Below are 11,896 nucleotides of genomic sequence, written 5' to 3'. Positions count from 1 at the left end.
GGCTTTACGATACGTCCGAGTAGGACCCGTGAATCAGGTACTGCAGTGTGTTCACGAGCTTTCGGTCCGAAGCCTCGGACTTTCGGCCGGTGATTCCCGATCGGAGAATTGCGGAACCCTCGAGCAGGCTCACGATGGTCTGCGCTGCCGCGCCCAGGTCCGCCGCATCCAGATCCGGTTGTGCACACGCAACAGCGCGCTCTACGTGTGCGATGTACTGCGCGTAGAAGTCTCGAACCACGACCGCCACTTCTTGGTCCGCCGCCGCAATGGCCCATACTTCGACGTACAGACGCACCGTGGCCTGGTCGTCCTGTTCTCCGAGCAGGACGCCGATGAAGTGTTCGGATTCCTCACGGGAAAGACTCTGATCAGTATCCGTGACGACGGCAAGGCGATCCAGTGAGCGGGTCAATGCCCGTGACATGACTGCGCGGATGAGATCTGCACGGGTGGGGTAGTAGTGCTGCAGGTGCCCCACCCGCACTCCGGCTGCGGCTGCGAAATCGCGCATCGCCGAGTTGGCATTGCCCTGTGTGGCGAGGACCTGTTCTGCTGCGTCGAGAAGTGCTTCCGCGCGGGCGGCGCCCTTGGAGGGGGTCATGCCCGCAATACTGCCACCCCGAAGCTCTCCAACTCGGAGACGGTGCGGCGCGGGTTCGGAAGCGACTCGGGGAAAGCGACTCCAGGCTGGGCATCGTCGGCCAAGGCTTGTCTGACGGCAAGTGCGCCGCCCACCGCGGTGAGGTGAGCTTGGCCCTGCGGGTCGACGATTGTTGCGCTTGTCGTGCCGCCTGGGCCGGTGACGTCGATGCGTACTTGCGCACTCCCGCCCTTGCCAGGCGAGTACAGGAGTCCGCGTCGTAGCGGTGTGAAGCGGTCGCCGCGACCCCAACGGAACAGACCCACCTTCTTGGCGGCGAGCAGCGCAGTTGTGGATGCATGCGAACTGAAACCTATTCGAGTGCTGGCAGTTTCGGCGCCCAGGGTCATGGGGAACGTGAATTGTTCCGGAGTGTCGATTCTTCCGACCTTGGTGCGCGATCCGGGGAAGTCGACCCAGCGTGTATCCGTCAACGGGCTGACGGTGATCGGGTTTCCTTGCTGCATCACCTCGAAATCCTGGCCGAGGCGATCAATGAAGTCGACGGAGTCGAGCCCGGCAATGTCGTTGACGTCGTAGCGAATCGAGACGTCGATCGTGCTCGCGCCACCCAGTTCCTCGGCCAGCGCTGCGGCGACGATATTGGTGACTCCGCCCATCCATCCAGACGACAGGTACACCGGTGCGCTCGGCGACTTCTGACCCGCCAGAGTGGCGGCGCGAGCGACGCGGGTTGTCCAGCGGGTGATGTCCACGTAGGGAATTCCGGCCTCGACGGCGGCGGACAGAACACGATCGTGGGGATCGTTGACCGTCGACACGACCGCGCGTACGGACGCGTCGAAGGGCGTCGGGTCGAGGAGGTCCCAGCGGCGGACGGAAGCGCCGTGACGGCTGGCCAGTTCGTTGCCGCGCTCGGGGGTGCGTCCGGTGAGGAGTAGTGGGAAGTCGGGGGCGAGCAAGGCGGTCAGGGCGCTGCCTACGGTTCCGTATCCGCCTGCCACGAGGATCGGGCCGTCGGCTGAATACTGCAATGAATCGGTCATGCACTCAACTCTAGGTCAAATGACCTAAAACGTCGAATGGAGTCTTTCCAGTGCTCAGTCCCGGTGTCGCACGATGTTGACGACGTTGCCGTCGGGTGCCCGGACGAGGAATCGGCGAACACCCCACTCTTCGGTCGTAATGGGGTGCACGATTTCGTAGCCGAGCCTTCGGGCCTCTTCGTAGGCGCCGTCGACGTCGTCCGTGTGGACGGAGATGACCGAGTCCTCGGCTGCAGTGGCGTCGTGCGTGACGAGTTGTACGTTCGCGCCGGTGTCGGGAGAGGTGTAGCGAGCGACCCACCCCATGTTGAACTCTTCGGTGCTCAGGCCGAGATAGTCGGAGTAGAAACTCTTGGCGGCTCCGACATCGGCGACTTTGAGATTGGCGGTGATGCGTCGTGCACGCATGTGGTTCTCCTACCCTCGGCAACAGATGTGCTCGATGATCGTCCGAAAGCGGAGTCATGTCGACTGTGCCGTCCGAAGATGCGGGCTAACTAGCTGATTCGATCTGTCACTGCGGATCGAACGAGCCCACGGTGCCCCACCGGGAGAAGGGAAGGACGATCAATTGAACCTTGCCGATGACATTGTCGATCGGCACCGTTCCGCTGCGTTCGTCATCGAGATGGAAACGTGAATCCTTCGAATGGGCGCGGTTGTCGCCCATCACCCACAGGTTCCCGTCGGGAACCGTGACCGGCCCGAAATACCTTCCTTGACAAGAGGTACCGTTGCCCGGAATGCGATTGTCGATGTACGGCTCGGTCAGCGGCTTGTCGTTCACTCGAAGCCCCTCTTCCTCGGACAGGCACTGCACGGTTTGCCCACCGACCGCGATTACCCGCTTCACGAGATCGTTCTCGTCCGGCGGGACCAAACCGACGATGGATCCGAGTCCTTGAAGTGCCCGGACCACGGAGTTGTCCGACCGAATGGATTGATACTCGTCGTTCCAGGATTCGGGTCCCTTGAACACGACCACATCCCCAGGCTGTGGATCCCCGAATCTATAGCTGATTCTGTCGACGAAAATCTTGTCTCCCGTGCAGCCGGTGCATCCGTGAAGCGTCGGTTCCATGGACTCGGACGGGATCAGAAATATGCGTCCGACGAAGTTCTGGATGACAACACTCAGGACAAGTGCGACGACAACGAGGATGAGAATCTCACGCCACAGTGGACGTTTTCTCGGGTGATCAGCCGTCGTCGATTCAGTCGAGTCCTCGTGGGCGTCGGATTCCGTCACATTCCCGACGATAGATGGCGCAACCAGTCGGCGGCCCGATACCGACGTTCTCGATTCGAGGGTCTACTTTGTCGGCCGATTTGCTTCAGAATCGGATCACATCACCCACACGGATCTGGTCGGGATCGGCGATCCACGCATTCATGACCCAAACATCCTGCCAACGAATACCTTTCGCAGCAGCAAGGTTGAACAACGCATCGCCCTCGGAGACTGTCACCGTGTCGCCCGCTGAACCTACCGACGATCGAGCCGAGGTTGTCGAATCAGGGGTGGTGCCGCCCCAACCTAGGTAAGCGCCGCATACCGGCCACGCGCCGATGCCTTGAGCTGAGAGGGTTGCTTCCGCGGCCGCGACTTGATCGGCTGTCGACGCCAAGTCGGCGCGAGTCGGTGCACCTGCCGGTTTGTATGCATCCCACGTCGACTGCGTGAATTGAAGTCCGCCGTAGAAGCCGTTGCCGGTGTTGATGTTCCAGTCGCCGGAACTCTCGCACATGGCCACCTGCGACCAGTCGTGCGCACTGGCTACGCCGGTGTTGACGATTGCGCCGCCAATTGTCAGAACGCCTGCTCCTGCGGCTATCGTGACGAATCGTTTGGTGTGAGAACGTTTGTTTTTCCGGTGGTTTCCCATGATATTTTCCTTGATCGGTCTGGCGGGACAGCGATCTCGGCTCGGCGTGCGGCTCGAGTGTTCTGCTGCATATCGCGGTAGACGAAATCGTCAGTGCTGAAATGTGATTGAGGTGGACGGACTGTGAAGGTCTCGTCTCCAGATTGCAGTTCGGAGGCGTGACTAGATTCGCGGTCTCACACGCTTGCCGACAACGGCTCAATTACCCGGTTACATACCTGTTTTGCGGACCGATACAAAACGTCGGTGTACTCGGTGCTGAGCGGAAACAGGTAGTTGAACAGGCCATTCGACCCATGTGCAGACGAGCACCGATTGGCATGCTGAAACAACACCGAAACAGGATCTCTTCGAGATTCAAGCTTGCGGCACGCCGGCGCCTCCTGTTGATCGATTGGCGCACCCTTATGAGGGAGATGTGTCGCGCCCCGGGCCGCTGTCTGCGCCCCGGGATGAGCCCTCCTGCGGAATCCAGAGAATCGGATACCGCAGGAGGGCATTCTCTCGACCTTCGATTGACCGCACGAAAACCGGACGTTTGGGGGACAATGATCTGGGGCGATCACCTGGGGCGAGAAGTCGAGGAGATGTACATGTCCGAGGCCAAATCCGAAAGCACCGAGTCTCGCGCTGGAACGACACCGCCGGCAAAGACGCCGCCGACGGAGTCACCGAAACAATCCGTGCTGCGGCGGTACTACCCGGCTGCGGTGCCCGTCATCCTCGGCTTGATCATCTATTTCATGCCGGTTCCGGACGGTGTGGACCCCAAGGGCATGCACATGCTCGGAATCTTCGTCGGCACCATCGTGGCGTTGATTTTGCAACCACTGCCGACGGGTTCGGTGGCGCTGGTGGGCCTGTCGATCGCCATGATCACCCAGACGGAGACGCCGACAGAAGCGTTGTCCGGCTTCAGTAACACCACGATCTGGCTGATCGTCGCGTCGTTCTTCATCGCCGAGGGCTTTCTGGTCACTGGGCTCGGCAAACGGGTTGCACTCATGTTCGTGACCAAACTCGGCAAGTCGAGCCTCGGATTGTCGTACGGAATGGCGTTGACGGACTTGATACTTGCTCCGGCGACACCGTCGAACACGGCCCGCGCCGGTGGCGTCGTCTATCCGATCATCGTCTCACTGAGCAAGTTGGAGGACTCCAATCCCGAGCCCGAGGACTCTCGCAAGAAGCTCGGAGCATATCTGCTGCTCACGTCGCTGCAAGTCAACGTCGTGACCTCCGCGATGTTCATCACCGCCATGGCGGGTAACCCCGTCGCCGTCGATGCGGCTGCCAAGATCGGCATCGACATCTCGTGGGGCAAATGGGCGCTGGCAGCATCGGTTCCGGGAATTGCGAGTCTCATCGCGATCCCGTGGGTGATGTCGAAGATCTTCCCGCCCACGATGTTGAAGACTCCGAAAGCGCCCGAGCAAGCCAGGGAGGAACTGCGCAAGGCAGGCCCGATCAGCCGCAACGAGAAGATCATGGCCGCCACCTTCGTTCTGCTGCTGGTGCTCTGGTGCCTGGGCTCGCAGCTCAACGTCAATGCCACTACAACAGCATTTGTCGGAATCGGCATCCTGTTGGTGACCAAGGTGCTGACGTGGAACAACCTGGTGCACGACACCGGGGCGTGGCAGACGCTCGTGTTCTTTGCCGTTCTGGTCGGCATGGCAAGCCATCTCGAAGAACTCGGCGTGATCTCGTGGATCGGAACCCAGGTCTCCTCGAGTGTCGACGGTTTGCCGTGGATCTGGGCTTTTGCGATCCTGACCTTGGTGTACTTCTACGCGCACTATCTGTTTGCGTCGAACACCGCGCAGATCGTCGCGATGTACGCGGTGTTTCTCGGCGCGGCGGTGGCAACCGGTGCACCGCCGCTGTTCTCAGCCCTGGTATTCGGCTTCATCGGCAGCCTGTTCGGCGGTATCTCGCACTACGCGTCCGGTCCGGCCGGAGTGATTTACGGTTCCGGATACATCAAGACCTCGGAATGGTTCCGAATCGGTTTCGTGATGAGCGTCGTGATCATCCTGATCTGGACGATCATCGGCGGCGCGTGGATGAAGCTGATCGGCGCCTGGTGACGATCAGTTGTCCTTGCGCCGCAATCCGAATCGCATCGATTCCTTGTTGACAGCGGCAATCGCGGTCAGCGGTATCTCCGCGGGACACACCTCTGCACATTCACCGTAGGTCGAGCACGGCCCGAAATCGGCCTCCATCTGGTGCGACATCGCTCGGGCCCGCTTGCCACGTTCGTTGCGGCCCTGCGTGACGAGGGACAGGTGGGTCAGTTTGGAACCGGTGAAGAGGTGCGCGGCACCGTTGGGGCAGGCTGCCACGCAAGCGCCGCAGCCTATGCACGCGGCGAAGTCCAGTGCAGCTTCGGCACTTTGATGCGAGAGCGGCTGGCTGTCTGCGTCCGGTGCAGTTCCCGCATTGACCGATACATAGCCACCGGCTTCGAGGACCCGGTCGAGAGCCGAACGATCGACCACGAGGTCGCGGACCACCGGAAAAGCGGCGGAGCGGAACGGTTCCAGTTTGATTCGGTCACCGTCGGAGAAGCTGCGCAGGTGCTGACGGCACGTGGGAGTGTTCGCAACCGGCCCATGGGGAACGTCGTCGACCGTGATGCCGCAGGACCCACAGATCCCTTCTCGGCAGTCGGAATCGAAGGCGATGGGTTCGTTACCGCTCTCCACGAGTTGGTCGTTGAGTCGGTCGAGAAGTTCCAGCAGTGACATCTCCACTGTCGCGTCGTTTACTTGGTAGGTGTCGAATGCACCGGACGAGTCCGGTCCGGATTGGCGCCACACGTCCACGGTGATTTTCATACGTAGTTCCTCGTCTGCAGTGGAACAGCGGTGAAGGACAACGGCTCGTCGTGTCGAATGTGTCTGCCGTCCTTGGCGGTTTCCCACGCGGAGACGAAGCACCAGTCCTTATCGTTTCGCTGTGCTTCGCCGTCGGGAGTTTGATGTTCGGCCCGAAAGTGCGCTCCACAGGACTCGTCACGATCGAGAGCATCGACGCACATCAGTTCGGCGAGTTCGAGGAAATCGGCTACCCTGCCGGCCCTTTCCAGCTCCTGGTTGAACTGGTTTCCGCTGCCGGCGACTCGTAGGTTCGACCAGAAATCGCCTCGTAATGCTCGGATTTCGGAGATGGCCTTGGTCAAGCCTTCGGCCGTTCGGGTGACACCGCAACCCGCATAGAGGATCTCGCCCAGTTGTCGATGAAACCTGTCGGGGCCATGTGTTCCGCCGACCGAGAGCAGCAGGTCCACCCGACCGCTCACGTCACTGAGCGTCGACGTCACTGCGGGATCGGAAAGCTCAAGAGGTGCTGATCCGAGTAGCGGCGCAAGATAATTCGGAATCGCGTACGGGAGGGTGAACCAGCCGTCAACGCATGCCGAGAGCAACGAATTGGCGCCGAGGCGGTTGGCCCCGTGATATCCCCACCCTGCCTCACCGCCGACGAACAAGCCGGGGATGGAAGTCATCTGGTCGTAGTCGTTCCACAGTCCTCCCATGGTGAAGTGGGCTCCGGGGGCGATGCGCATCGGCACCGTATAGGGGTCTTCGCTGGTGGCATCGCGATACATCGAGAACAGATTTCCGTACCGCTCCTCGATGGTCTTGCGGCCGAGCCGTGCCAATGCGTCGCGGAAATCCAGGTACACACTGTTTTTCAGAGGGCCGACGCCGTGACCGGAGTCGATTTGCTCGCGGGCGGCCCGTGAAGAGACGTCGCGGGGAGAGAGGTTCCCGAACGCCGGATATTTGCGCTCGAGGTAGTAGTCGCGCTCATTTTCGGGAATGTCGCCGGGTTCGCGATCGTCTCCGGGCTTGGCCGGTACCCAGATCCGGCCGTCGTTGCGTAGTGATTCGCTCATCAGAATGGTTTTCGACTGCCACTCGGAGTTGACGGGAAGTGCCGTCGGATGGAATTGGATGAACGAGGGTGAGGCAATCAGCGCGCCGCGTCGGTGCGCTCGCCATGCGGCGGTGGCGTTGGAGTTCTTCGCAAGTGTGGACTTGTGGAACACGGTGCCGTACCCACCGGAGGCCAGTACGACGGCATGGCCTGTGGTGGCGCCGATCTCACCGGTCACGAGATCGCGTGTGACTATCCCTTGTGCTCGGCCGTCCGAAACGATGAGATCGAGCATCTCGGTTCGGGTGTGGAGGTTGACCGTTCCGGCTGCGATCTGACGTTGCAGTGCCTGCGACGACGCTATCTGCAGCTGCTGGCCTGTCTGCCCGCGCGTGTAGTACGTGCGCGACACCTGTACGCCGCCGAAGGATCGGGTGGCGAGAGTGCCGCCGTACTCACGGGCGAACGGTGCTCCGATGGCATTCATGTGATCGATGACGCGTACGGATTCCTCTGCGAGTCGGAAGCAGTCGGCCTCGCGGCCGCGGAAATCGCCGCCCTTGACGGTGTCCTTCACGAAGCGGGCGAGACTGTCGTTGTCCACCTTTCGGGCACGAGCGGCGTTGATGCCGCCCTGCGCGGCGACGCTGTGTGCACGGCGCGGTGCATCGTGGAAGGTGAAGGATTCGACGTGGTAGCCCAGTTCACCAAGTGAGGCGGCGCAGGCCGCGCCGGCGAGTCCGGTACCGACGACGATGACCGTGAACTTGCGCCGGTTGAGCGGGCTGACGAGCTTGTAGTCGAGTTTGCGAGTGGGCCAGGCTGTCTCCGGATCGCCGGCTGGGACCTTACCGTCCACCGGCGTCCCGATGCTGCGCAGATTGTCGAGTTCGAAGCTGTTCACTTATGACGCTCCTGTCTTCGAGATGACGCCGGTCATCACCGCGATGGGGATCGACATGTTTCCGACCATCACGACGAGCGCAAAGATTCCGGAGAGTGCAACGGCAATCTGGCGCAGCCGTTGGCCGGTCACGCCGAGATCGTTGACCGCACTCCAGAGTCCGTGCGCGAGATGCATTGCCAGCAGAGCCATCGCGACGATGTAGAACGACGCCACCAGTGGACGCTCGAAGCTGGCGATCAGGTTGTCGTATGCGTAACTCTGCGTGCGCGTGGCTGCTTCGTACTCGGCGCTGCCGATGGGTCGGGTTCCGGTCGTGAGGTCGAGTATGTGGAAGATGACGAACAGCAGCAGCACTGCTCCGGTGACGGGCATTGTGCGCGCGGTAAAGGACTTGATTCCCAAGCTTTTACGTCGAAACTTCCCTCGAGCTCGGCGGCCACGGACGGTGAGCAACCAGGCGCACCAGACGTGTGCGACCAATGACGCGAGCAAGACGATGCGAAGAATCCACAGAAGTCCCTCGTATGGCAGGAACGGTTCGAAGACTGTGCGAAGCCAGTGTGCGTAGTCGTCGAAGTGATCGGCCCCGGTGTAGACCTTCAGGTTTCCGATCATGTGGACGAGCACGAAAGCGGCGAAGATCAGTCCCGTCACGGCCATCAGAATTTTGCACGTGATATTGGACGGCCGCGGTCGAGCGCGAGGTGAATCGCCGGTAGCTCGCGATACACGGGTCGGAGCACTCACAGACAAACCTCCCACGCCAGACTTGCCGGACAGGTGCCGTCAGCCTAAGCCCGATCGAGGTTTTCGGCCAACGGATCGGTGCCCGACTTGTCTGTTAATGCAGGTGAATGGGAGTGTAGGGGTGCTCATTACCCGAAAGTAAGGAACCTGTGAACGATGTTTGACTCGACGTGGCGACGGTGGTCATGGCGCGCCGGAACGGCATCGGCCCTGGCAGTGGCCTTGTTTGCGGTGGGGTCGCCGGCTGGTGCGCAGGAGACCGTCGACCTGGCCGACGTGTTCAACCCGTTGGTCGTGAAGGCACTTCAAGGCGCTGATATCTCTACCGAATTGACGCCACTCGGACTCTCGTCCGACGATCCGTGGTTCGACGAGCCCGAAATCGAGCCCGGCACCGCCCCCGGAACTCTTCTCAAAGCGCGTCAGGTCAGTGTTCAGGTCTACCAGGTCCGCCCGGACGTGGTCTCGGCTCACCAACTCATGTACACAACCACTGATCACTTCGGTCGCCAGGTGATCAGTACCGGAATTCTGATGATCCCCGAGGACGGAACTGCGCCAGGCGATCGCAAGATCATCGGATATGCCGAAGCGAACGACAGCCTGGGGGCGAACTGCGCACCAAGTCACCAGTGGACCGGCGGCAATCAGAGCGACCCGGCGATGTTCTCGGCTCTCGGCCCGGTGGCCCAGATGTTCGGTCACGGCTGGGCAGTGATGATGAGCGACGTCGGCAACGACGGCGACACTGCTCCCCATCCGTTCTCGATCGGACAGTTCTCGGGCAAGGCAACGCTCGACGGCGTTCGGGCAGCACTCGCGCTTCCGGAGGCCGGTCTCGAATCAGACACCCCTGTCGGCATCTACGGTGTCGCCGGCGGCGGTGTCGCAGCGGGCTTTGCCGCAGAACAGGCGCATGACTACGCGCCGGAACTGAACGTACAGGCCAGCGCCATCCAGGCGATGATGATCGACCCGGCAACATTCGAGGAGACGGCGGCCGGTGGGATCGGTTCCGGCTTCGTCTTCTCGAGCATTCTCGGATTCGACGCGGGCTACCCCGACGTTCGGCTCGACGATCATCTCACTCCGATCGGTCACAACGTCGCCGCAGCATTCCGCGCGTCCTGCCAGGCGCTCTACCTCGGACTCCCGTTCGTTCCCTTCGACGTCCTGCTCACCAACCCGGCGCCCCGAACGATCCCGGCACTGGCCGCGGCGTACGCGGACAACACGTTGGGAAAGCAGGCGCCGGCCTCGAAGCTTCTGATTTCTTCCTGTGAGGACGACTTCCTCGTTCCCTTCAGTGAGGCAGAGCAATTGGCGCAGACATATCGAGCAGACGGCGGCGACGTGGACCTGCTCCCGTCGCAGTGCGGGCCGCTCGATTACGTGACCAACCTGTACAAGACGGTGACCGATCAGCTGGGTATGCAGGACATCGCCTGGCTGGCGAAGACGTTCGACGAAGCCGAAGGGAAATGAGTATGCGGAAGTCTTTGACACGCAGGGATTTCGCGCGCACAGTTCTCGTCGCTTCGGCAGGCATCGGCGGTGCGGTCGTACTGGGAGGCCGGGCGTCCGCGGGTACTGGTGAACTCGACAGGTACCTCGACCTGGAAGCGGTGAACGCAAACGCCGAAGCCGCGGGGGGTCTGAATCCTTCACTGCCGTCGGATTCCGCGACGCTGCGGAGTTTGGTCGATACCGCCCGAGCATCGGGAGTGGCTCCGCACCGCTATCAGACACTGCTCAAGCAGTACTGGCTCGCAGTCGGGACGGAGTCGGCAGGTATCGATCTCGCTTCGTGGACTCCGTTCGACGGTGTGCACGCGAATCTCGGAAACCTCACCAACACCTTCCAGTTCTACGAGCGACTGCAGCTCGAGCATCATGAACTGCAGTGGGCAGGCATGGGCGGAATGGTCGGGCCCGCTTTTGCCGGTGGACTCCTCGACTTGGACTACGGGCGGGTTGTGCTGGAAGTCCAAGCGATCAGCGAAGCGATGGCACTGGTGTGGCGAGAGATCGACCGCATCGGGTCGCCGGTCGCAACGTCGATGGGAGCACCCGAGGACGTTGCGGCGCTGCTCCAGGTCGGCCACGACATCCGCCCCGAGGACGTGATGTGGTTCCAGGGGAAAGTGATTGCGATGAGCAAACACATCTTCTCGGATCTGATTCCCATGCACATGGCGTGGGTTCACGACGGTGTCGACGGCATCGCCGAGCTCGATCGGGCAGGGCTGCTCGACGAGAACGCCCGTATCGCGTGGGACAACATTGCTTCGGGGACACCGGAGTCGGTCTTCGACGGCAATGTGCGTCTGCTGCGCCGTGAGCAGTACCAGTCGGTGGGTGATCAGTGGGACGAGGCGAAGGCCTACCGCGGCAGCGTCGGTCGCTCGTTGACCTACCTGACCACCTTCGCCGCATCACCGTCCATGCCTGGCGTCGTACCGCCGCGTGAGTCGAACCCGCTCTCGTTCGCGGTGGGCAATGCCGTTGTGCAAACACCGCTTCCGGACTTCAACTGGGCGGACCGGGACGGTCGTTGGACCTACATCAACGGTCAGCTGCTCCCGGTCTACAACAACCTGATGAACAATCAACCGGAACTGTGGCGAGCGACGCTGGCAGCGCCCGTCTCCGTTCGGATAACCGAGCAGAGAATGATCGCTCGCTTGCCGGACATGTTGCGGTCCATGCTCGCAACTCTGGCGATCACGGTCAACTGAACTCGGCGGTGGGGGGGGGGGGGGGGGGGGGGGGGGGGGGGGGGGGGGGGGGGGGGGGGGGGGGGGGGGGGGGGGGGGGG

11 protein-coding genes are annotated in these 11,896 nt (G+C 61.8%); 3 read left to right on the top strand and 8 right to left on the bottom strand.

The annotated features are described in order from the left end of the window. Positions 1-4: 4 nt before the first annotated feature. The 5 genes from AC3WQS_RS21460 to AC3WQS_RS21440 all read right to left on the bottom strand — a co-directional run bounded on the left by AC3WQS_RS21460 (position 5) and on the right by AC3WQS_RS21440 (position 3,536). A complete protein-coding gene (locus AC3WQS_RS21460; RefSeq protein WP_492712577.1) occupies positions 5-604 on the bottom strand; it encodes a TetR/AcrR family transcriptional regulator in 600 nt (199 codons plus the stop codon). Beyond that, entirely contained in the window at positions 601-1,650 is a 1,050-nt protein-coding gene (locus AC3WQS_RS21455; RefSeq protein WP_492712578.1) for a saccharopine dehydrogenase family protein, read from the bottom strand. Before AC3WQS_RS21455 ends, AC3WQS_RS21460 begins: the two co-directional genes overlap by 4 nt. Before the next feature lie 54 nt (positions 1,651-1,704). After that, positions 1,705-2,058: a VOC family protein gene (locus tag AC3WQS_RS21450; protein WP_020971115.1), complete on the bottom strand. Its 354-nt coding sequence runs from the start codon at positions 2,056-2,058 to the stop codon at positions 1,705-1,707. A gap of 106 nt (positions 2,059-2,164) precedes the next feature. Then, entirely contained in the window at positions 2,165-2,899 is a 735-nt protein-coding gene (lepB, locus tag AC3WQS_RS21445; RefSeq protein ID WP_020909466.1) for a signal peptidase I, read from the bottom strand. An 85-nt stretch (positions 2,900-2,984) separates the two neighbouring features. Further along, a complete protein-coding gene (locus AC3WQS_RS21440; RefSeq protein WP_492712579.1) occupies positions 2,985-3,536 on the bottom strand; it encodes a LysM peptidoglycan-binding domain-containing protein in 552 nt (183 codons plus the stop codon). A 593-nt stretch (positions 3,537-4,129) separates the two neighbouring features. Between AC3WQS_RS21440 and AC3WQS_RS21435 the strand changes: the two genes are divergently transcribed. Next, the gene (locus AC3WQS_RS21435; protein ID WP_492712580.1) at positions 4,130-5,626 is read left to right on the top strand and encodes an anion permease; all 1,497 of its coding nucleotides are present in this window, start codon (positions 4,130-4,132) and stop codon (positions 5,624-5,626) included. Between the two features lie 3 nt (positions 5,627-5,629). Here AC3WQS_RS21435 and AC3WQS_RS21430 read toward each other — a convergent pair whose 3' ends face one another. Genes AC3WQS_RS21430 through AC3WQS_RS21420 form a run of 3 tightly spaced genes read right to left on the bottom strand, consistent with a single transcriptional unit; the run spans position 5,630 to position 9,078 of the window. Continuing rightward, on the bottom strand, positions 5,630-6,379 hold the full coding sequence (locus tag AC3WQS_RS21430; RefSeq protein WP_020909463.1) for a succinate dehydrogenase/fumarate reductase iron-sulfur subunit: 750 nt from the start codon (positions 6,377-6,379) through the stop codon (positions 5,630-5,632). After that, on the bottom strand, positions 6,376-8,328 hold the full coding sequence (locus AC3WQS_RS21425) for a fumarate reductase/succinate dehydrogenase flavoprotein subunit (protein WP_492712581.1): 1,953 nt from the start codon (positions 8,326-8,328) through the stop codon (positions 6,376-6,378). Before AC3WQS_RS21425 ends, AC3WQS_RS21430 begins: the two co-directional genes overlap by 4 nt. Beyond that, the gene (locus AC3WQS_RS21420) at positions 8,329-9,078 is read right to left on the bottom strand and encodes a succinate dehydrogenase cytochrome b subunit (RefSeq protein ID WP_031333845.1); all 750 of its coding nucleotides are present in this window, start codon (positions 9,076-9,078) and stop codon (positions 8,329-8,331) included. 156 nt (positions 9,079-9,234) lie between these two features. Here AC3WQS_RS21420 and AC3WQS_RS21415 point away from each other — a divergent pair, with 156 nt between their 5' ends. Both AC3WQS_RS21415 and AC3WQS_RS21410 read left to right on the top strand, forming a co-directional pair. Then, a complete protein-coding gene (locus AC3WQS_RS21415; RefSeq protein ID WP_021331733.1) occupies positions 9,235-10,563 on the top strand; it encodes a lipase family protein in 1,329 nt (442 codons plus the stop codon). Between the two features lie 2 nt (positions 10,564-10,565). Beyond that, on the top strand, positions 10,566-11,816 hold the full coding sequence (locus tag AC3WQS_RS21410; RefSeq protein ID WP_223257904.1) for a Tat pathway signal protein: 1,251 nt from the start codon (positions 10,566-10,568) through the stop codon (positions 11,814-11,816). The last annotated feature ends 80 nt before the right edge of the window (positions 11,817-11,896 follow it).

Source organism: Rhodococcus sp. FW305-130 (assembly GCF_058788335.1).
Note: the sequence above shows the minus strand (reverse complement) of the source record. Positions and strands in the feature narration are given on the sequence as shown.